Here is a 21,038-nt window from a genome sequence, read left to right on the forward strand (position 1 = left end):
CTGCCGTCGTCGTGGCGCCAGATCGGCGACCGCCACGAGTGCCCGATCTCGGCTGCGCGGCGCACCGCCGCCTCGTCGACCTCCACGCCCAGCCCGGGCCCGGTCGGCCGCGCGATCCAGCCGTCGACGACCCGCACCGGCGCCATGTCGATCAAGTAAGTGGGGTCGGTGCCGTTGTAGTGCATGCCCACGCTCTGTTCCTGGATCAGGAAGTTCGGCGTGCTGAACGCGACCTGCAGCGACGCCGCCAGTGAGATCGGCCCGAGTGGACAGTGGGGCGCGATCGAAGCGCCGTAGATCTCGGCCAGCGAACCGATCCGGCGCAGTTCGGAGATGCCGCCTGCGTGCGACGGGTCGGGCTGCACGACCGCCACGCCCGCGTCCAGCACCGGCTTGAACTCCCAGCGCGAGAACAGCCGCTCCCCCGTCGCGATCGGCACGGTCGACGCCTGCACCACCGACGCCAGCACCTCGGCCGGCAGTTCGGGCAGCACCGGTTCCTCGACGAACATCGGCTGCACCTCTTCGAGCATGCGGACCAGACGTCGTGCCATGGCAGGGGAAACGCGGCCGTGGAAGTCGATCGCCAGCTCGCGGTCGGGCCCTAACGCCTCACGGGCCTGCTTCGCCCGTTCCAGCACGGCATGAGCCTCCGCGGGTGAGGCGATCGGACGCATCTCGGCCGTGGCGTTCATCTTCACCGCCGAGAAGCCCTGCGCGACCTGCTCCGCCACCGCGTCGAACACACCGTCCGGCCGGTCGCCGCCCACCCACGAGTAGGTGCGGACACGGTCGCGAACCGGGCCGCCCAGCAGTTCGTGCACGGGCAGACCGCGTGCTTTGCCCGCGATGTCCCACAACGCGTGGTCGTAGCCGGAGAGCGCCGACGACAACACCGGGCCGCCGCGGTAGAAACCACCTCGGCGCAGGACCTGCCACATGTCCTCCACGCGCAGCGGGTCCTGGCCGATGACCAGCTCGGAAAGCTCGTGGACGGCCGCGCGGACCGTCTCGGCCCTGCCCTCCACCACCGGCTCACCCCAGCCGGTCACCCCCTCGTCCGTGCTCACCTTCAGGAACAACCAGCGGGGCTCGACCAGGAACGTCTCGACCGCTGTCACCTTCATGAAGAGTCCTTCGCTGCGGACCAGCCGCCGTCGACCAGAATCTCCGCGCCCGTCACGAAAGACGCCCCCGGAGACAACAGAAAACCGATCACCGAGGCCACCTCGGCCGGGTCGCCGAGGCGGCCGGCCGGGGTGGATCGGGCACTGCGTTCCCGATCCTGCACTGACACCCGGTCCCATGCCGCGGTGAGCACGGGACCGGGAAGCACCGCGTTGACCCGGACCTCAGGTGCGTACTCGACGGCGAGCTGGCGGGTGAGTGCCACCAGCCCGCCCTTCGAGGCCGCGTACGCGCCGTGTCCCGGGATGCCGAAGTGCGCGTGCACCGACGACACCAGCACCACCGAGCCGCGCTTCTCCCGCAACGACGGCAGGCAGGCCTGGAGGCCGTGGAACGCGCCGCCGAGGTTGACCGCCAGCTGGCGTTCCCACTCGGCGGGCGTGGTCTGGTCGAGAGGCTTGACCTGCACCGTGAACGCGTTGCTCACCAACGCGTCCACGCCGTCGGTCAGCTCCACGGCCCGTCGCCACGTCTCCGGATCGCTGACGTCGCCTTTCACCGCGACGTCACCGGTGATGTCGACGCCGATCACCCGGTACCCGTTGTCGGTCAGGTGCTGTGCCGTGGCGGCACCGATTCCCGCTGCCGCACCCGACACCACCGCGCACTTCATGCCACTCCTAGAGGATCTTGATGAAGGGCACCTTCATAAACCTGGGGTGCATGAGGGGACCCTTCATCGCAAACGTGCACGGCGTGCAGGTTTGCCCTAGAGACGCTGCCGGTAGACCTTGTTGTCCGGCCCGCGCACCACTGTCCACGCGGAGCCGTCGGGTCCAGCAGTAGCACCGACGGCGCCGACGAGCGAGTTGCTCGGGAACTCGCCGCGCTTGAACCAGCCGCCCCAGGCGCCGTCCGTGCGGTTGACCTGCCAGAGCGTGTAGTCGCTGGCCCGCGCGAACAGGTAGATCCGGTCCTGGTACTCGACCATCGTCGGGCTGCCGGAGATCACGCCACCGAGTGACGTCCATTCGCCTGAGCCGACCGGCCTCACCCAGACGCTGTCGTCCGCGGTCCGCACGGCCACGTACCCGCCGGCCACGCTCGGGCGGCCGTAGATCGGGGCGTCACCGGGAGCGCCCAAGGACGACCAGGTGCCGGACTTGTACTGCCAGACCTTGCCGTCGTCACCCCGCACGACAACCGTGCCGTCAGCTGAGACGGTCGGCGCGTCGGTGAGCTTGCCACCGATCGGCTTCCAGTCGTTCCACCGTCCGTTGTGGAGGGTGCGCTGCCAGGCCCGGTTGTCGTTGCCGCGAACCGTGACCTCGACGTCCGAGCCCACCGTGCGCACAGCCGGCTGGCCCTGGATCGACTTGCCCAGGCTGGACCACTTGCCGCCACGCAGCATCTTCAGCTCGCCACCGGTGCTGCGTTCGAAGACGAGCGCCTCGTCGCCGATGCGGGCGATCGCGGGGGACGCGGTGGCGTTGTCGCCGACAGCCTCACCGGGCACGAGGTCGGTCCCGCGCAGCTTGAACATCGCAGTGCCGTGCGCGGGGACCGTGACCGTGTACTTGTCGGCCACCGTGCCGCGGTCGGCGCGTGCCCGCAGGTCGCGGACCTTCACGTCACCCTTGAGACCGGCGTCGGCGAAGTCCACCGTCATCTCGGCCGGGACGTCGCGGCGGTTGAGCAGCACGACCGAGCGCTCGCCCTTGCGGGACAACACCTTGCTGTAGGTGTCGGTGTCACCGGTCGACGCGACGCGCACGCCCTGGATGGCCAGGGGGTCCTGGTTGACGGCGAGGATCTCGGGGTTCTTGAGCGTGCTGATCATCGACGGCGGCAGGGTGCGCGGGTCCGAGCCGATGATGAGCGGCGAGGACATCTGGGCCCACATCACGAACTGCGAGGTGGACTCCTCCTCGTTCAGCTCATAGGTGCCCTGCTGCGTCTTGCGCATCGGGATCAGGTAGTCCGGGTCGTTGTAGTGACCGGGGCCCTGCGACTCGGGGTGGTAGGCGTTGCGGTCCATGTTGCGCAGGACGTCACGCCAGATGCCCTCGTACGGCGTGCCGAACGCGACGTCGGTGCTGGTGCGCCACGAGTCGGCGTACAGCGGGCCGAAGGTGTACGAGATGCCCGCGACCTGGTCCGGCGTGTGCGGGACGCCCCACTCGTCGGTGACCGGGTTGCACAGGTTGAGGATCATCGGTCGGCCAGCCTTCTGCACGGCCCTGCTGAAGTCCGCGAACGCCTGTGCGGGCTTGAGGTTCGCGAAGATCCCGCACAGGAAGTCGATCTTGATGGCGTCGAACTTCCAGTCCGCGAACCGCTTCGCGTCCTTCTCGTAGTAGCCGCCACCGCTGCCGGCCGCGCAGTGCTCACCGTCGGACGGGCCCGCGTCGGTGTAGATACCGGCTTTCAGACCCTTGGCGTGCAGATCTCGGACGAGCTTCGGGAAGCCGCCGGGGAACTTCGCGGGGTCCTCGACGAGGTTTCCCGCGCCGTCACGTGGAGTCGGCGCGTTCCAGCCGCCGTCGATCCACACGATGTCGTAGCCCGCGTCGCGCAGGCCACTGGTCACGAGATGGTCCGCCACGCTGCGGATGTCCTTCTCGTTCGGCGCACCGAGGCCGAAGTACGTGTTCCACCCCATGTACGGGGTCCTGGCGGCACCACTGTCGTAGTAAGTGGGCGCTCCCTGGTCGTCACCGGCATACGCGGCGGGCGACGCAACTAAGGACATCAAGGCGATGGCCAACGCGACTCTGCGAACGGACATGCGAGGGAGCCTACAATAATTCCTAATTTATGTGTAGTAGTCTGACGGCGTGAGCTACCGCTACGAAATCACCCAGGCAGTCGTGCGGCAGGGCATCATCGCGATCATCCGCACGCAGGACGCCGACTCCGCCGTCAAGGCCGCCATTCCATTGCTGGAGGCGGGTTTGACGTCGCTGGAGCTCCCGCTGACGAACCCTCAGGCACCGGAGGCGATCCAGCACCTCCGGGAGTCCTATCCGGACGCCGTGATCGGCGCGGGGTCCGTGCTGGACGAAGCTTCCGCGGTGGCCGCGGTGCGGGCTGGGGCGCAGTTCCTGGTCGCGCCCAACCTCGAGCTGTCGGTGATACGGGCCGGTCATCGGTACGGCGCCGCCGTGCTTCCAGGCGCTGGAACGGTTTCCGAGGTAGTTCAGGCGATGGAGATGGGCGCGGACGCGGTGAAGGTGTTCCCCGCACCGACGCCTCAGTGGGTCAAGGACGTGCTCGCTGTCCTGCCGTACGCGCCACTGGTGCCGACGGGTGGGGTGGCACCGGCGGACGTGCCGAACTGGCTTGCCGCAGGGGCGGTGGCGTGCGGGGTCGGGTCGGCCCTCTCCCGCACGCCCCTCGACGAGATCAGGAAGCTGTTGGCCTGAGCACGACCACTTCGGCGTCGTTCACGGGCGACCAGCTCAGCGGCAACCCGACATGAACCAGATGCGCTGCCGAGTAAACCTCCCCGTCCTCGTCCACATAGGACTGGGCCGCCAATCCCCTCAGCTTCACCCGTGAGGACCGGCCTGGCACCGTCGGCACGCCCGTGAGCGTCCCGGTGTTCCAGGCCAGCACGGCAACGCGGTCCGGAGCCGAGTACTGGATCGCGTCGTTCAGCAGGTGCACCTCACCGCTGTGGATGACCTCGCGGATGTCCTTGTACCGCTTGATGAGGACGGCGGCTTCTTCGCGTTCGTCCTGCGACCAGTGCCGGACGTCCGCGCCGATGCCCAGCACGCCTGCCATCGCGAGCACGAAGCGGAACTTCAGCGAGCGCGGGCGGACGTCGAACATGCCGGGTGCGTCGGTCACCCACGACGACATCAGGTGCGGGGCGTGCATGTGCAGGAACCCGTGCTGGATCTGCAGGCGGTCCAGCGGAGCGGTGTTGTCGCTGGGCCACACCACGTCCACGCGGCCAGTGGTCGCCAGGTCGGTCCGGCCACCACCGCCCGCGCAGCCTTCGACCAGCACGTGCGGGTGTTTCGAACGCAGATGGTCGAGCACGCGCCAGTAGTTGCGGACGTGGGCGTTGTCCAACGAGCCCGCGCGTTCGGTGGCAGGGCGGTTCATGTCCCACTTGAGGTAGCTGATCCGGTAGTCGGTCAGCAGCCGGTCCAGAGTGGACACCACGAACTCGTAGACCTCGGGCAGGCCCAGGTTGAGCAGCAGCTGGTTGCGGATCAGCGTGGGCTCACGACCTGGCAGCCGATACACCCAGTCCGGGTGCTCGGCGTAGAGCTGCGACTTCGGGCTGACGCACTCCGGTTCGACCCACAACCCGAACTCCAGGCCCATCCCCCGCACGTCGTCGACGAACGCGCCGAAGTCCGGTGACTCCGGGTACCAGTCGCCGAGGCCGCCGGTGTCGTCGTGGCGGCCCACGAACCAGCCGTCGTCGACCACGAACAGCTCGACCCCGATCTCGGCGGCGACCGCGGCCAGCTCGCGTTGCTTCGGGAGCGAGACCTCGAAGCCCGTTGCCTCCCACGAGTTGTAGAGGACGGGCTTGCGAGCAGGCCTGGAACGCAGCCGGTCGTAGGCGTGCCAGACCTGCGCGAGGCCGTCCACGCCGTACGCCAGCGCGACCTCGGGCGTTGTGAACGTCTCCCCAGGCTGGACCACGACCGGGCCGAGCATCCCGGCACGCACGCGCGTGAGCCCGGACGGCTCGACCTCGGCCGTGATCTCCCAGGAACCGGACCACGCCAGCGACACGCCCCACGTGTCGTCCACGGACAACCAGGGCGCGTAATTGTGCCCGGGAACGCCGTAGGAGCTGCCGATTCGGAATCCGCCCGCCGGAAGGGTCACGTGATCCAGCTGGAACTCGCGGGCCCACTCACCGTGCAGAAAGGACAGTCGTGGGTTGCCGGCCGGCAGGCACACGCCCGCCGAGCCGATTCGATCGAGGTGAAGGGCCTGGTCCGACGTGTTGGTGAGCTCGACCCACCGGCTGAGCACGTCCACGGCCGTTTCAGGGCGGTAGCAGAGCACGGCGCGGAGTCCGGCGACCTCGTCGGCGAACGCCAGCCGCAGCACCCCGCCGGATTCGGCACAGCCGTCGAACGTGAACCACGAATCGCCAGGAAGCTCCAGGTCAGCGCCGGTGAACGGACGTTGCCCGCGCGGCACGTACTCGACCGGTGCCGCGTCGGCCTCGGTGATGAAGTGGATCTCGCCGAGGTTCTTGAGCGGTGACGGCCCGGCCTCGACTCCGTGCGGACCCCACGCCACCAGCTCGGCCCAACGACCACCGGGTTCGACCGCCACCGTGTAGGAGGTGGTGGCCATCCTCAGCGTCCAGGTCATTTGACCGCTCCCACCGCGAGTCCGGAGATGAAGTGCCGTTGGAACCGCAGGAACACCGCCACCGTTGGGACGGCCGCGATCACCGAGCCCGCCGCGATGACGTTCCAGTTGGAGACATATTGGCCCTGCAACGCCAACAACGCCGGTGTCACCGGCATGACTGACGACGACCGCAGCACCGTGATCGCCCACAGCAGGTCGTTGAAGATCCAGGTGAACGCCAGAGCCGCGAGAGCGGCCAGAGCGGGCCGGGTCATCGGCAGCACGATCCGCCAGAAGATCTGCACCGGACCGGCACCGTCGATGGTCGCCGCCTCCTGCACCTCGTTCGGCATGGCGCGCATGAAGCCCTGCAGCACGAACGTGTAGAAGCCGAGCCCGAACCCGACCTGCACCACGATCAGCGCGATCAGGGTGTCGTAGATGCCGAGCAGCTCGGTCAGCTTCGACACCGGCACGAGCAGGATCTGCGGTGGCAACAGGTTTCCGGCCAGCATCAGCAGGATGATCGTGCGCCGGCCGGGGATCTCGAAGCGGCTCAACGCGTAAGCCGCCGCCGAGCTCAGAGCCAGCGACAGGAACACCGTGGGAACCGTGACCAGCACGCTGTTCCACATGGCGCCCGCACCGCCGTTGGTCCACGCGTCGCCGAACCCGGCGAAGGTGAAGGACTGCGGCACAGCGGCCAAGCCGTTGGCGGCGATGTCGTCGAACGAGCGAAGAGCAGTGATGATCACCGCGGCGATCGGCAACAGCCACAGCACGGAGATCGTGCCCGCCACGGCGTGGAAGAGTCGGCCAGAAGTACTGCTGCGCATCAGTTCTCCCGGAACGCGCGGACGAGGTAGGTCACGATCACGCCGAACGCCAGCACGAAGATCACGACCGCCAGCGCGGAGGCGTAACCGAGCTTCAGCGACTGGAACGCGGTCGAGTACATGTACGTGCTGAGCAGCTCGGACGAGTGGTAGGGCCCGCCGCGCGTCATCGACCACACCACGTCGAACGACCGCAGCGAGTCGATCACGATCACCGACAGCACCACCGAGTTGACCGAGCTGAGCTGCGGCCAGGTGATGTGCCGGAACTTCTGCCACGCGGTGGCACCGTCCAAAGTGGCCGCCTCGTACAGCCCGGGGTCGATGCCCTTGAGGCCGGCCAGGTACAGCACCATCACGTACCCGACCTGCCGCCACAGCGCCGGAACCAGCACCGCGTAGATGGCGGTGTCCGGGTCAGCGAGCGGACTGCTGTCGAAGATCCCGCCCGGCTGGTAGAGCACCTGCCAGATCAGCGAGGTCGCCACCAGCGAGAACACCACCGGCACGAACAGCGCCGCCCGGTAGAACCCGACACCGCGGCGTTCCTTCTGCAGCAGCACGGCCATCCCGAGGCCGCCGACCGCGGACAGCCCGCCGAAGAGCACGAGCCAGATCGCGGTGTTGGTGACGGCCGTGTGGAAAACCGGGTCGTCGATCATCCTGGCGTAGTTGTCGAGCCCGACGAACTGGGGCGGCGAGACACCGTCCCAGTTCGTCAGCGCGAGCCAGAAACCCTGCAGCGCGGGCCAGAAGACCCAGAATCCCTCCACCAGCAACGGTACGAGGACGAACAGGAGCAGGATCGGGGGTACCCTGCTGAGACTCCTGGGCATGGTCAGCTCGACCACACCTGCTCGGCGGCCTTCTGCCACGTCGTGAGGATCGTGTCCAGCTGGTCGGGCTGTTGCAGGAACTTGACCAGCGCGGCGTCCGCGGTGGGCTGCAGGGCGTCGCTGGAGTCGCGGTTGAAGAACTGGGTGATCTCCGCGGCCTCCTCGAGGTGCTTGCGGCCCTTCTTGACGAGCGCGGTGCCGGAGTCCTTGGCCTTCGGGTGGGTCGGCAGGATCGTGCCCGAGGAGTTCTTGATGTAGACCTCCTGGCCCTCCACCGTCGCCGCGTAGGTCAGGAACTCCTTGAGCTCCTTGACGTGCGGGGACTTCGAGCTCGCGAAGAAGCCGTCGGTCGGGCCCTCCTCCGCCAGCGGCACCTTCGGGTCGATGATCGGGAACCGGAAGAAGTCGATGTCCTCCAGCGCGTCCTTCGGGGCGGCGTCGGCGAAGAAGGCGCCGGTGAGGAACATGGCGGTGCGGCCCTGCAGCATCGCGGTCGTGGCCTCCTGGAAGCCGATCGCGGTGCCGTTCGGGTCGGTGTAGGGCAGGATCTCGCGCCACGGCGTGAAGATCGCCTTCACCTTCGGGTCGTCGAACCGCTGCCTGCCCGCGAGCAGCTCGCGGTGGAACGGCGCGCCGTTGATCCGGATGTTGAAGTAGTCGAACCAGGCGGACGCGGTCCACGGCGAGTCGGAGCCCGCGCCCATGCCGAGCGGGATGACGCCCTTGCCCTGCAGCGTCTTGCACAGCTCGACGAACTCGGTCCAGTTGTTCGGCGGGGTGACACCCCACCTGGCGAAGTTCGACTTGCGGTAGAAGAACGACCACCAATAGGTGGTGGTCGGCACGAACACCTTGCCGCTCAACGTCTTGAACGCCTGCGGGTAGTCGCCCATGGTCTGCCAGACGTCGCTGACGTCGAGCAGCAGGCCCTTCTTCTCGTACCCGGTGAGCAGTGCGCCGGGGTACCAGGTGAAGAGGTCGGGCGGGTTGGCCGAGGTGAGGTAGCTCGGCAGCTGGGTGCGGAAGGTCTCCGAGGCCACGGTGTTGACCGAGACCTGCGAGCCCTTCCTGTCGTTGAACGCCTTCACCAGTGCGTCGATCGCCGCTTTAGCCGCGGGCGCCGAGAGGTTCGACTGGATCGTGGCCGTGCCCGCGGTCTGGGCGACCGGGCCGGAAGACGCCGACGTGGCGCAGGATGCTGTGCCGCTGACCAGCAAACCAGCGCCCGCGGCGGCGGTGACGCGGAGGAAGTGACGCCTGTCCATGGCGGACAGACTGCGCCGCGACCATGATCAAGTCAAGAATAATTCATAATTTATGATGTGCCGTATGATCTGGCCCCATGAGCGAGAAGCGGCTGCGGGGCGTGCACGGCCAGACCGTCGAGGCACTGGCGGGCCGGATCCTCGCCGGCGAGATCGGCGAGGGCGACACCCTCGATCTCCCGGCGTTGCGCGAGGAGCTCGACGTGTCGCTGACGGCGTTGCGCGAGGCCCTGAAGGTGTTGTCCGCCAAGGGCATCATCGACGCGCGGCAGAAGCGCGGAACGTTCGTGCAGCCACGCTCGTCGTGGAACCTGCTGGACACCGATGTGATGCGCTGGCAGACGGAGGCCGGCGCCGACCACGGCCTGTTCGACGAGCTGACCGAGATGCGGGTGATCGTCGAACCGGCCGCGGCTCGCCTGGCCGCCGAGCGCGCGTCGGACGCGGACATCGAGGCTCTGGGCGGGGCCGTGGAGCGGATGGCGTCGGCGCGCGACCTGGCCGCGACCGTCCGGGCGGACCTGGAGTTCCACCGGCTGCTCATGGCGGCGACGCACAACGCGTTCCTGACGCAGGTCGAGCGGATCATCGCGATCGGGCTCGCCGAGCGGGACAAGCTCGTGCACGGCAACGTGGACGACGACCCGGTGCCGTCACATCGCGCGGTGCTGGACGCGATCGCGGCGCGTGACCCGGAAGCGGCCTACGAGGCGATGCGCGCGCTGGTCGACAAGTCAGGTGCGGACCTGGACCGCCTGCGCTGAGGTTCATCGACACTTGATCGATACGACACCATCGGGCCATGCCCCAGCGGTTGTGAAAGACATTCATGTCCTTCACCATCGGGGCTCATGCGCCTGATCACGCTCGCCGCCGCCGTCGTGCTGACGATCTCGGCCGCCCCCGCGGTCGCCGCCCCGGCCGCTCCGAAGATCGCCACCTACAACGTGTTCATGCTGTCGCGGAACCTGTATCCGAACTGGGGACAGCTTCAGCGCGCCGACCTGATCGACAGCACCGGGGTGTTCGCCGGCCAGGACGTCGTGGTGCTGAACGAGGCCTTCGACAACGCCGCCTCGGACCGGTTGCTGGCGAACCTCCGCGACACCTATCCGAACCAGACGCCGGTGCTGGGCCGCAGCACCGCCGGGTGGGACCAGACCTCGGGCGCCTACAGTTCGTCGACGCCGGAGGACGGCGGGGTCGCGGTGCTGAGCCGGTGGCCGATCACGACTCGGGTGCAGCACGTCTACCACGACGCGTGCGGCGCGGACTGGTTCTCCAACAAGGGGTTCGCGTACGTGCGGATCGACGCGCCGTCCGGGCCGATCCACGTGATCGGCACCCACATGCAGGCGGAGGACTCGGCCTGCACTTCGGCTCCCGCCGGGTACCGGGCGACGCAGCGTGCCGAGATCAGGTCGTTCCTGGCCGCTCGCAACATCCCCGCGTCCGAGCCGGTGTACGTGGCGGGCGACATGAACGTCGTGAAGGCTTCTGACGAGTTCCCGCGGATGGTCGCCGAACTGGGGGCTGCTTCTCCCGAGATCGGCGGGCATCCGTTCTCGTGGGACTGCGCGGACAACAGCATCTGCCGCGACCAGTACGGGCCGCAGTACGCGTCGGAGCACCTCGACTACGTGCTGACGGTCCAGGGACCGGTGTTGCGCAACGAGACACGGCGGGTGAAGAGTCCTGAGTGGTCGATCAGCTCGTGGGGGCGCAAGTACACCTACACCGATCTGTCCGACCACTACCCCGTGTTCGCCGGCTGAGCGTCAGACGTAGCGGCGCAGCAGGTCCTCCTCGGTTTCGCGGCGCACGACGGGCCGGGCAACGCCGTTGTTCACGGCGATGACGGGTGGGCGGCAGACCTGGTTGTAGTTCGAGGCCAGGGCGTGGTGGTACGCGCCTGTCACAGGTACGGCCAGGAGGTCGCCCGCGTGCACGTCGGACGGTAGCGGCACGTCCTCGGCCAGTACGTCGCCTGCCTCGCAGTGCCTGCCCACCACGGTCACCGGCTGCGGTTTGCCGCCTCGGCCCACCAGGCGGACGACGTACTTGGCGCCGTACAACGCAGGCCGTGGGTTGTCGCTCATACCGCCGTCCACGGCCACGAAGGTCCGGGCGCCGCGCTTGACCGCGCAGACCCGGTACAGGGTCACTCCGGCGTTCGCGACGATCGATCGGCCCGGCTCGATCAGAACACGTGGGACTGGCACGCGGTGTAGCGCGCACTCGTAGTTGAGGGTGCCACGAAGTCGTTGAGCGAAGCCGAAGAGGTCGAACGAGGACTCGCCGGGCAGATAGGGGGCGCAGAAGCCGCCACCGAGGTCGAGCTGCTCGATGCGGACGCCACAGGAGGCGATCAGGCTCACCATGCGGCGGACGGCTTCCTCGTAGGACGCGACGTGGCGGACCTGGGAGCCGATGTGGCAGTGCAGGCCGGTCAGCCGAAGCGAAGGCTGCTCGACCACTCGCAGAATCGCCTCCAGGGCCGCGCCGGAAGCCAGCGAGAAGCCGAACTTCTGGTCTTCCACGCCGGTTGCGATGGCGGCGTGGGTGTGGGCGTCCACGCCGGGCGTCACGCGGATCATGACCTGCTGGCCGTGGCGGGCCAGTGCGCCGAGCTGGGCGATCTCGTCCAGCGAGTCGACGACGATCCGCGAGACGCCGTACGCCAGGGCTGCTTTGAGGTCCTCGGCGGTCTTCACGTTGCCGTGCATGACGATTCGCGAGGCGGGGAACCCGGCGGCTTTCGCGAGGGCGAGCTCACCCGCTGAGGACACGTCCAACGACAAACCCTCAGCCGCCATCCAGCGGTAGACCTCGGGGCAGGGCAGCGACTTGCCCGCGAACACGACCTCGGCGTCCGGAAGCGTTTCGACGAACGACCGGGCGCGGCGTCGAACCGTTTCGACGTCCAGGACCTGGCACGGTGTGCCGAACTGGGCGGCGAGACGCGTGACCGGGATTCCACCGATGACGAGGTCCGCGCCGGACAGGTGGGTTCCGTCCGGCCACAGGCCCTCTTCCAGCACCGGCTCGGTGGCGCATCCGATGCTGGGCAGCAACTCCGCGAGTGTCATGGATCAAGTGCACGCCTGCCGATCGAGCTTTCCCAGGCCTCGGACGAGACCCTGACACGCGGGAGGCCCACCTTGACGCGATCCTGACGAGCGCGGTGGCCCAGGTCATAGCTCCAGGCGGTAACCCATGCCCGGCTCGGTGATCAGGTGCCGGGGGTGGGCCGGGTCGGCTTCCAGTTTGCGGCGGAGCTGGGCGAAGTAGACGCGGAGGTACTGGGACTCGTTGACGTGCATCGGTCCCCAGACCTCCTGCAGCAGCTGCTTCTGGGAGACGAGGCGGCCTGGGTTGCGGGCCAGGATCTCGACCAGGCCCCACTCGGTCGGGGTCAGGTGGATTTCGCGGCCGTCGCGGCGCACCTTCTTCACGGCCAGATCGACGATGAACGACGAGGTTTCGACCACCGGGTCTCCCCCGTCGCGGGCCAGACCTCGGCGCACGGCCGCCCGCAGGCGGGCCAGGAGTTCGTCCATGCCGAACGGCTTGGTGACGTAGTCGTCGGCGCCCGCGTCCAGGGCCTCCACTTTGGCCGCGGAGTCCGTTCGGGCGGAGAGGACGATGATCGGGATGGTCGACCAGCCGCGCAGGCCCGCGATCACGTCCACGCCGTCGATGTCCGGGAGGCCCAAGTCCAGCACGACGACGTCGGGCTTGCCTTCCACGGCCACGCCGAGGGCGGATTTGCCGTCGTAGGCCGTCATCACGTCGTAGCCGCGCGCGCTGAGGTTGATCCTCAACGCGCGGACGATCTGCGGTTCGTCATCGACCACCAGTACTGACGTCATGGAGATGTCTCCTCGTAGGCGGGTAGTGAGATCACGATGGTGAGCCCGCCGCCCGGTGTGTCCTCTGCGCTGATCTCACCGCCCACGGCGGCGGTGCAGCCCTTCGCGACGCTCAGCCGGGCGAAGATCTCGCCCACGGCCTTCTTGGGCAGTGCGGGACCGTGGTCCACGATCCGCAGCTCGACGAACGAACCGTGCTGACTCGCGCGGATCTCAACCTGGTCGTGGGTCTCGACGAGCCCCACGACCACTTCGGTGCCGCGCTCCCGGCGCCGGTGTGCCTCGCCGAGCATGGCGAAGTTCTTGCCGGCGCCGGGAGCGGCGCCGAGGTAGATCCTCAGCTCTCCCCGGCGACCGTCAACTGGATGCGCTGTCGATGGCACGGTTCAGCGCAGTCACGTTGACGGTGGTGGTGAAGGTGCCGTGAGTGTTGGAGGCGACCAACTCCCGGACCTTCTCCACGGACAGCCCGGACGCGCGCGCCACACGGGGCACCTGCAACGCCGCGTACTCCGGGCTGATGTGCGGGTCGAGGCCGGAAGCCGAGGCCGTGACGGCGTCCTGCGGCACCTGGTCCTCGGAGACGCCTTCCCGCTGGGCGATCTGAGCACGACGCTCGGCGATCACCTTGGTGTAGTCCTCGTTGAGCTCGCCCTTGTTCGAACCACCGGACGCGGGCAGCGTCGCGGCGGACGGGCGCGGCACGAAGTACTTGTCGCCTTCGCGCACGACCGCGACGAGTGCGGTGTCGGTCGCCTCCGCGTTGGCGTGCAGGCCGGGCAGCCGCGAGACACCCCACACGGACAAGGGGTACAGCACCCCGAGGAGCACGGTGAGGGCGAGCAGGATCCGCAGACCCGCCCACGACTGCTTCAGAAAGTTCTCCATGTCAGCCAATCCCGGGGATGAGTCGCACGAGCAGGTCGATCAGCCAGATCCCGGCGAACGGCGTGACGACACCGCCGAGGCCGTAGATCAGCAGGTTGCGCCGCAGCAAGGCGGACGCGCTGGACGGCCGGTACCGGACACCCTTCAAAGCCAACGGGATCAGCGCCACGATGATCAGCGCGTTGAAGATCACCGCGGACAGGATCGCGGACTGCGGCGTGGCCAGGCGCATGATGTTGAGCTTGTCCAGCGCCGGGTAGATCGCCGCGAACATCGCCGGCAGGATCGCGAAGTACTTCGCCAGGTCGTTCGCCACGGAGAACGTCGTCAGCGCACCACGCGTGATCAGCAGCTGCTTGCCGATCTCCACGATCTCGATCAGCTTGGTCGGGTCCGAGTCGAGGTCGACCATGTTGCCGGCCTCCTTCGCGGCCGACGTGCCGGTGTTCATCGCGACGCCGACGTCCGCCTGGGCGAGCGCCGGGGCGTCGTTCGTGCCGTCACCGGTCATCGCGACCAGCCGGCCGCCCTCCTGCTCCTTGCGGATCAGGGCCATCTTGTCCTCGGGCTTGGCCTCGGCGAGGAAGTCGTCGACGCCCGCCTCCTCCGCGATCGCCTTGGCGGTCAACGGGTTGTCGCCGGTGACCATGACCGTGCGGATGCCCATCGCGCGCAGCTCGGCGAAGCGTTCCTTCATGCCGGGCTTCACCACGTCGCTCAGCCGGATGATCCCGAGGACCTGTCCGTTCTCCGCGACGACCAGCGGGGTGCCGCCCTGTGCGCTGATCTCGTCGACGATCTCGCGAGCCGTGTCGGTCAGCTCGAACGCGGACGCCGCGCCCTTGCGGATGCTGCGGTCGCCGAGGTCGACGCCGGACATGCGGGTCTGCGCGGTGAACGGGATGAACTCGCCGGTCTTCTCGTGGTAGTTCGCGGGTTGACCGCCCGCGAGCTCCAGGATGCTGCGGCCCTCAGGGGTGTCGTCCGCGAGGCTCGCGAGCCGGGCCGCCGCGACGAGCGTCTCCTCGGACGTCCGGCCGACCGGGATGAACTCGGTCGCGCGCCGGTTTCCCCAGGTGATCGTGCCGGTCTTGTCGAGCAGCAGCGTGTCGATGTCACCGGCGGCCTCGACGGCCTTGCCCGAGGTCGCGAGGACGTTGCGCTGCACCAGCCGGTCCATGCCCGCGATGCCGATGGCGCTCAGCAGTGCGCCGATCGTCGTCGGGATCAGGCAGACCAGCAACGCCGTCAGCACGACCACGGACTGCTCGCCGCCCGAGTAGATCGCGAACGGCTGCAGCGCCACGACCGCGAGCACGAAGATGATCGTCAGCGTGGAGAGCAGGATCGTCAGCGCGATCTCGTTGGGCGTCTTCTGCCGTTCGGCGCCTTCGACCAACGCGATCATGCGGTCCACAAAGGACTCGCCTGGCCTGGTCGTGATCCTCACGACGATCCGGTCGGACAGCACCGTCGTGCCGCCGGTGACCGCACACCGGTCGCCACCCGACTCGCGGATGACGGGTGCGGACTCGCCGGTGATCGCCGACTCGTCGACGGTGGCGATGCCCTCGACGACGTCGCCGTCGCCGGGGATGACCTCACCGGCCTCGACGACCACCAGGTCGCCGACCTTCAGCTCTGTTCCTGCGACGACGGCACCGTTCACGAGCCTGGCGACGGCGTCCTTCTTGGTCTTGCGCAACGAGTCGGCCTGGGCCTTGCCGCGGCCCTCCGCGACGGCCTCCGCCAGGTTCGCGAAGAGCACGGTGAACCACAGCCACAGCGCGACCGCGACGGTGAACACGCTCGGGTCGGTCGCCGCGAACACGGTGACCAGCAACGACCCCACCCAGACGACGAACATGACCGGGCTGCGCAGCTGGTGGCGCGGGTGGAGCTTCCTGAGAGCGTCCGGGATCGCGGTGACGATGCCCGGTTTGCTCGGTGTGGTGGTCACTGCAGTGCCTCCGCGATGGGGCCGAGAGCGAGAGCGGGAACGAACGTCAGCGCGGCGACCAGGACGATCGAGCCGGTGAGCAGGGTCGCGAAGAGCGGCCCGGTGGTGGGCAGCGTGCCCGAGGTGACCGGCACCTTCTTCTGCGCGGCAAGGGATCCGGCGAGCGCCAGCACCGCGATGATCGGGATGAACCGGCCGAACAGCATGCACAGGCCCAGTGACGACTGGAACCAGTCGTTCGTGACCGTGATGCCGGCGAACGCACTGCCGTTGTTGTTCGACGCCGACGCGTAGGCGTAGAGGATCTCGGACAGCCCGTGCGCGCCGGGGTTGTTGAGGGCGCCTTGCGTGCTCGGCAGGATCGCCGCGATTCCCGCACCGATCAGCAGCACCGTCGGCATCGCGAGGATCGAGACCGCGGCGGCCGTGACCTCCTTGCGGCCCAGCTTCTTGCCCAGGTACTCCGGCGTGCGGCCGACCATCAGGCCCGCCAGGAACATCGCGATGATCGCCATCACCAGGATGCTGTAGAGGCCGGTGCCGACACCGCCGGGCGTCATCTCGCCGAACAGCATGTTCAGCAACGTGCCGCCGCCACCGAGGCCGGAGTAGCTGTCGTGCAGCGAGTTGGTCGCGCCGGTCGACGTGCCGGTCGTGGAGTCGGCGAAGATCGCGCTGCCGGGGATGCCGAGACGGAGCTCCTTGCCCTCCAACGGCCTGAGCCCACCGGCTTCCGCGCCCCAGATCACCGCGAGCATCGCGGCCCAGATGACGCCCATGACGCTCAGCAGCACGTACCCCTGCTTGTGCTGGCCGACGAGCCGGCCGAACGTGCGGGTGAGCGCGACCGGGATCACCAGGATCAGGAAGATCTGGATGAGGTTGGTCCACTCACCTGGGTTCTCGAACGGGTGCGCCGAGTTGGCGTTGAGGACGCCGCCGCCGTTGGTGCCGAGCTCCTTGATGGCCTCTTGGCCGGCAACGGGTGCGTTGGCGATCGTCTGACCGTCGACGTCCACACCGGACTTGAGCGACATCGTGACGCCGAATGCGATGAGGACGAGTGCGAACACGAACGCGATCGGCAGCAGGATGCGGATGGTGCCGCGGGTGAGGTCGACCCAGAAGTTGCCGAGCCGGTCGGTCTGGTGCCGGACGAACCCGCGGATCAACGCCACCGCCACCGCGAGCCCGACGGCCGCCGACACGAAGTTCTGCACGGTCAGGCCGATCATCTGGACCGCGTGGCCCATCACGGCTTCCGGCACGTACGACTGCCAGTTCGTGTTGGTCACGAAGCTGATCGCCGTGTTGAACGCCATGCCGGGCGCTACGTTCCCGCGGCCGAAGTCGAAAGGTAACCAGCTTTGCGCCCGCTGGATGACGTACAGGAACACGACGCTCACGAAGGAGAAGCCGAGCACGCCGTACGCGTAGGTGCTCCACTTCTGCTCGGCGTTCGGGTCGATGCGCGCGAACCGGTAGATGGCCAGTTCGACCTTCGAGTGCCCCTTGTTCTGGAACACCCGAGCCATGTGGTCGCCGAGGGGCCGGTACACGACCGCCAGGGCCGCGACGAGGATGCCGACCTGCAGCAGGCCGGCCACGAGAGGTGACATCAGAACTTCTCCGGCCTGATGAGTGCGATGAACAGGTAGACGATCAGCCCGAGCGCGATCACGCCGGCGACGGCGTTCGCGACAAGTCCCGTGCTCACAACTTCTCCAGTCCGCGCACCGTCAAGCCCAGCACGACGAAACTCCCGATCAGCAGCAACGCGTAGGCCAGGTCGGCCATGACGCCGCTCCCTTCAACGACAGGTTTTCTTGATGACGCCCGGCAGCGTGCAACACGAAATGCCTGATCAGGCGGTGCCTGACAGCGTCCTTACGGCGTTGGCGGCGGCTTTTACGCGTTCTTGAGGCCGGGGAGACCCAGGTCTCATCCGATAGGGCCTATCGCGGTCACGGGGTGTGAGATCGTCGCGGCGTGACTGGGGTGCTTGAAGAAGTCGCCGACCTGCTGCCTGCTTCCGGGCTGGTCGCGGTCGACGGGGTGGACGGCGCGGGCAAGACGACGTTCTGCGACGAACTGGCCGTGGTGCTGCGCACGCGGGGGCGTGAGGTGGTGCGGGCGTCCGTGGACGACTTCCACCACCCGCGTGCGGTGCGCTGGCACCGTGGCCGGACGTCGCCAGAAGGCTTCTTCCTCGACAGCTTCGACCACGAGCGGTTCGCCGAACGACTGCTCGTGCCGTTCGCCGCCGGGAAGCCGTTCCGCCGCGCGAGCCACGACCTGGCGACCGACGAGTACGTGGACGCGCCGTACGAGACCGCGTCGCCGGAAGCGATCCTGCTGGTGGACGGGATCTTCCTGCACCGCGACGAGCTCGTGGAGCACTGGGACTTCTCGGTGTTCCTGTCCGTCGAGTTCGCGGTGTCGGTGGCGCGCATGGCGAAGCGCGACGGCAGTCCGTCCGATCCGGACGATCCGCGCAACCGCCGTTACGTCGAGGGCCAGAAGCTCTACTTCGCGAAGTGCACCCCTGCGGAACGGGCCGGCGTCGTCGTCGACTGGTAGATCGACCCCCAAATCGTTACGCGGTGTGATAACGCCTGGTCGCCTTGCGACGACGTACGGGCCACAGCGTCCGAACGGCGTAACGAGGAGACCACCATGGCGACCACGTTCTGGGCTTGGCTCGTGTCCGCACTCGTCATCGTGCTGCTCGCGGTGGTGATTCCGAGCAGGCTGGGCGCGCAGAGCGTGCTGCGGGACGCGCGCGGCCGGTACAGCCTGAGCCGCCTGCAGGTGATGTTGTGGACGGTCGTGCTGCTGTCGCTGATCGCGGGCATGGCGTTCGGGCGGTTCGCGGCCGGGCAGGTCGACGTGGCCGGTTTCCAGATCCCGGAACAGGTGCTGCGGTTGCTCGGCATCTCGCTCGCGTCCGCGGTCGTGGCGGCGGCCGTGAAGGTCGTGAAGAGCACGAACCGGCCAGAGGCGGTGGCCGCCTACCCCGTGGGGAAGGAAGGCGGGAAGCTGTGGGAGATGTTGACCGTCGAGGAGGGCGCGTCGGCGGGCAGGTCCGTCGACCTGGCCAAGTTCCAGAACTTCGTCGTCACCGTGCTGCTGGTGGTCCTCTACGTCGCGCAGGCGGTCTCGGCGCTCAAGGCCGTGAACAACCCGGCCGGCATCGCCGGGCTGCCCGCGTTCTCCGACGCGTTCCTGGTGCTGCTCGGGGTGAGCCACGCCGGGTACCTGCTCGGCAAGATGCCTTCGCCCGCAGGCACTCCCGCGGGTGGCACCATGGCCGAGCGGCTCGCTTCCGCCGCATCGGAGACGGAAGTGTCCAAGATCGTCCCCGAGGTGCGCACCGCGTGATATCTACTCGCCCGTGATCGAGCGAGTACAGCGCGAAGAGACGTGGCAGCAGCCGTCGGTGGACATCTACCCGGATCCGTACAAGATCATCCGGATCCAGTTCCCGGTCGTCGAGGAGCTGCGGGACACGCCGCGGGAGACGTGGCCGTCGCGCGACGCCTTGCCGTCCACGCTGAGGATCCTCGCGGACACCTTCCAGGACGCGGGCTGGCACGGCCTGGCCGTGCGCATGTTCCAGGAGGCTCTGGAGTTCGTCCGGCACGATGCCGACCGGGTGACCCTGCGGCGGACACTGGACTCCCTGCGCAAGAGTCTCGTCGCACTGGAGCGGTACGAGGAGGCGTTGCCGGTCGCCGAGGAGGAGCACGCGGTCGCCCTCGAACTGGCCAGACCGGGCGGCTACGACCTGGAGGTCGCCAACGGGACCTGGTCGTCGCTGATCAGCCTGCTCGGCAAGCTGGGCAGGCACGAGGACGCCGCCCGCGCCGCGGCCGAAGCGGTCGAGTTCGCCCGCGGGCAGAAGAAGGTCAAGAACGGACCGCCGGAGGGGTATCCCCTGGCCCACGGGCTGTCCGAGTACGCACGGCGGTTGAAGGCGATCGGCGAGTACGAGAAGGCGATCGACGCGGCCGCGGAGGCCGCGGCGTTCTGGCAGCATCGGGACACGTTCTCCACGGGTTACGACGTCTTCGACGCGCTCAGCCTCCTGCAGCAGCGCGTCGGCCGGATCGACGAGGCTCGCGCGTCCCACGCCGCCGCGGTGGAGACGCTGCGGCGGCCCGCGGAGAAGACACGCGACTGGACGTACCTCAGCAACCTGGCCGGGGCGTTGACCAACCACGGCATCCGGCTGCACGACCTGGGGTTCGACGAGGACTCGCTGCCGGCGCACCAGGAGTCGGTCGACCGCTACCGCGCACTGGCGGCGGCGACGGAGCGGGAGGAGACCATCAAGAAGATGGAGCTCCGTCTCGCCGCCGCGCTCTGCAGCCTCTCCTGCCGGTTCGACGACCTCGACCGGCTCGACGAGTGCTTCGCCGCCAGCGACGAGGCCATCGCGCTCGCCACCAGGCACGACGATCGCGAGCTGCTCGCGCGGGCGTGGACCAACCGGGCCAGCGCCCTGATCTCACATCGTGCCCACGCCGAAGCAGCCGAGGCGGCCGCCAAGGGGCTGGAGCTCTACGACGACGCCGAGGACAAGGCCATGGCGCGCAACACCTTCGCGCTGGCGTCTGTCCACTTGCAACAGTACGACGTGGCGCTGGAGGCGTCGCTGCAGTCCGTCGCCGAGTACCGCGGGTGGTACGCCGGCGACCCGTACGAGTACGCCTACCTGCTCGCCGATGCTTTGACGGACCACGCGCTCATCCGTGTGCTGCGGGCAGAACGCGCAGAGGCCGAGGCCGCGATCGCCGAGTCCCTTGTGCTGCACGAGGAACTGGTCGCGCGCAACCCCGGCCGTTATCAGCGGGAGCTGGACCGTGCCCGGAGAGTCGCCGCCGAGATCTAAGCACGTTGCCGGAAGTCCTGTC

General features: G+C 68.3%; 20 protein-coding genes. 6 read left to right on the forward strand and 14 right to left on the reverse strand.

Going from position 1 to position 21,038, the window contains the following annotated elements; genetic code table 11:
* The 3 genes from dgoD to UK23_RS35150 all read right to left on the reverse strand — a co-directional run.
* Positions 1-1,127 (reverse strand): galactonate dehydratase (gene dgoD, locus UK23_RS35140; RefSeq protein ID WP_045316056.1); only part of this gene is annotated, 1,127 nt, incomplete at its 3' end.
* Positions 1,124-1,801 carry an SDR family NAD(P)-dependent oxidoreductase gene (locus tag UK23_RS35145; protein ID WP_045316057.1) on the reverse strand — a complete coding sequence of 226 codons (678 nt, stop codon included), beginning with the start codon at positions 1,799-1,801 and terminating at the stop codon, positions 1,124-1,126. The genes dgoD and UK23_RS35145, both read right to left, overlap by 4 nt.
* 96 nt (positions 1,802-1,897) lie before the next feature.
* Entirely contained in the window at positions 1,898-3,916 is a 2,019-nt protein-coding gene (locus UK23_RS35150; protein ID WP_045316058.1) for an alpha-galactosidase, read from the reverse strand.
* Positions 3,917-3,965: 49 nt separating this feature from the next.
* On the opposite strand from UK23_RS35150, the gene UK23_RS35155 reads away from it, so the two are divergent.
* Entirely contained in the window at positions 3,966-4,553 is a 588-nt protein-coding gene (locus tag UK23_RS35155) for a bifunctional 4-hydroxy-2-oxoglutarate aldolase/2-dehydro-3-deoxy-phosphogluconate aldolase (protein WP_045316059.1), read from the forward strand.
* On the opposite strand, the gene UK23_RS35160 is transcribed toward UK23_RS35155, so the two are convergent.
* Genes UK23_RS35160 through UK23_RS35175 form a run of 4 tightly spaced genes read right to left on the reverse strand, consistent with a single transcriptional unit; the run spans position 4,534 to position 9,402 of the window.
* Positions 4,534-6,483, reverse strand: coding sequence for an alpha-galactosidase (locus tag UK23_RS35160; RefSeq protein WP_045316060.1), 1,950 nt, complete (start codon positions 6,481-6,483; stop codon positions 4,534-4,536). The genes UK23_RS35155 and UK23_RS35160 overlap by 20 nt on opposite strands.
* Positions 6,480-7,301, reverse strand: coding sequence for a carbohydrate ABC transporter permease (locus UK23_RS35165; protein ID WP_045316061.1), 822 nt, complete (start codon positions 7,299-7,301; stop codon positions 6,480-6,482). The genes UK23_RS35160 and UK23_RS35165 overlap by 4 nt, the downstream gene beginning before the upstream one ends.
* Positions 7,301-8,176, reverse strand: a complete 876-nt coding sequence (locus tag UK23_RS35170; RefSeq protein ID WP_196778025.1) for a carbohydrate ABC transporter permease — start codon at positions 8,174-8,176, stop codon at positions 7,301-7,303. Before UK23_RS35170 ends, UK23_RS35165 begins: the two co-directional genes overlap by 1 nt.
* Complete coding sequence (locus tag UK23_RS35175) at positions 8,140-9,402, reverse strand: ABC transporter substrate-binding protein (RefSeq protein WP_045316062.1); 1,263 nt, start codon at positions 9,400-9,402, stop codon at positions 8,140-8,142. Before UK23_RS35175 ends, UK23_RS35170 begins: the two co-directional genes overlap by 37 nt.
* Before the next feature lie 77 nt (positions 9,403-9,479).
* Here UK23_RS35175 and UK23_RS35180 point away from each other — a divergent pair, with 77 nt between their 5' ends.
* Together UK23_RS35180 and sph are read left to right on the forward strand one after the other, a co-directional pair.
* On the forward strand, positions 9,480-10,166 hold the full coding sequence (locus UK23_RS35180; protein WP_045316063.1) for a FadR/GntR family transcriptional regulator: 687 nt from the start codon (positions 9,480-9,482) through the stop codon (positions 10,164-10,166).
* Between the two features lie 87 nt (positions 10,167-10,253).
* Positions 10,254-11,177, forward strand: coding sequence for a sphingomyelin phosphodiesterase (gene sph, locus UK23_RS35185; protein WP_045316064.1), 924 nt, complete (start codon positions 10,254-10,256; stop codon positions 11,175-11,177).
* Positions 11,178-11,180: 3 nt separating this feature from the next.
* Here the strand turns inward: sph and lysA are convergent, their stop codons facing one another.
* The 7 genes from lysA to kdpF form a co-directional block, all read right to left on the reverse strand.
* Positions 11,181-12,491: a diaminopimelate decarboxylase gene (gene lysA, locus UK23_RS35190; RefSeq protein ID WP_045316065.1), complete on the reverse strand. Its 1,311-nt coding sequence runs from the start codon at positions 12,489-12,491 to the stop codon at positions 11,181-11,183.
* Positions 12,492-12,596: 105 nt separating this feature from the next.
* Complete coding sequence (locus UK23_RS35195) at positions 12,597-13,274, reverse strand: response regulator (RefSeq protein WP_045316066.1); 678 nt, start codon at positions 13,272-13,274, stop codon at positions 12,597-12,599.
* Positions 13,271-13,657 carry an ATP-binding protein gene (locus tag UK23_RS55150; protein WP_082115228.1) on the reverse strand — a complete coding sequence of 129 codons (387 nt, stop codon included), beginning with the start codon at positions 13,655-13,657 and terminating at the stop codon, positions 13,271-13,273. Before UK23_RS55150 ends, UK23_RS35195 begins: the two co-directional genes overlap by 4 nt.
* Positions 13,632-14,162, reverse strand: coding sequence for a potassium-transporting ATPase subunit C (locus tag UK23_RS35205; protein ID WP_045316068.1), 531 nt, complete (start codon positions 14,160-14,162; stop codon positions 13,632-13,634). The genes UK23_RS55150 and UK23_RS35205 overlap by 26 nt, the downstream gene beginning before the upstream one ends.
* 1 nt (position 14,163) lies before the next feature.
* Entirely contained in the window at positions 14,164-16,122 is a 1,959-nt protein-coding gene (kdpB, locus tag UK23_RS35210; RefSeq protein ID WP_045316069.1) for a potassium-transporting ATPase subunit KdpB, read from the reverse strand.
* On the reverse strand, positions 16,119-17,741 hold the full coding sequence (kdpA, locus tag UK23_RS35215) for a potassium-transporting ATPase subunit KdpA (protein ID WP_045316070.1): 1,623 nt from the start codon (positions 17,739-17,741) through the stop codon (positions 16,119-16,121). The genes kdpB and kdpA overlap by 4 nt, the downstream gene beginning before the upstream one ends.
* Positions 17,741-17,839, reverse strand: coding sequence for a K(+)-transporting ATPase subunit F (gene kdpF, locus UK23_RS35220; protein ID WP_045316071.1), 99 nt, complete (start codon positions 17,837-17,839; stop codon positions 17,741-17,743). The genes kdpA and kdpF overlap by 1 nt, the downstream gene beginning before the upstream one ends.
* A gap of 272 nt (positions 17,840-18,111) precedes the next feature.
* On the opposite strand from kdpF, the gene UK23_RS35225 reads away from it, so the two are divergent.
* The 3 genes from UK23_RS35225 to UK23_RS35235 all read left to right on the forward strand — a co-directional run bounded on the left by UK23_RS35225 (position 18,112) and on the right by UK23_RS35235 (position 21,016).
* Positions 18,112-18,702 carry a hypothetical protein gene (locus tag UK23_RS35225; RefSeq protein WP_045316072.1) on the forward strand — a complete coding sequence of 197 codons (591 nt, stop codon included), beginning with the start codon at positions 18,112-18,114 and terminating at the stop codon, positions 18,700-18,702.
* A 96-nt stretch (positions 18,703-18,798) separates the two neighbouring features.
* Entirely contained in the window at positions 18,799-19,503 is a 705-nt protein-coding gene (locus UK23_RS35230) for a hypothetical protein (protein ID WP_045316073.1), read from the forward strand.
* Between the two features lie 13 nt (positions 19,504-19,516).
* The gene (locus tag UK23_RS35235; protein ID WP_045316074.1) at positions 19,517-21,016 is read left to right on the forward strand and encodes a hypothetical protein; all 1,500 of its coding nucleotides are present in this window, start codon (positions 19,517-19,519) and stop codon (positions 21,014-21,016) included.
* The last annotated feature ends 22 nt before the right edge of the window (positions 21,017-21,038 follow it).

The sequence above is a fragment of the Lentzea aerocolonigenes genome (assembly GCF_000955955.1).
Lineage (GTDB): Bacteria > Actinomycetota > Actinomycetes > Mycobacteriales > Pseudonocardiaceae > Lentzea > Lentzea aerocolonigenes_A.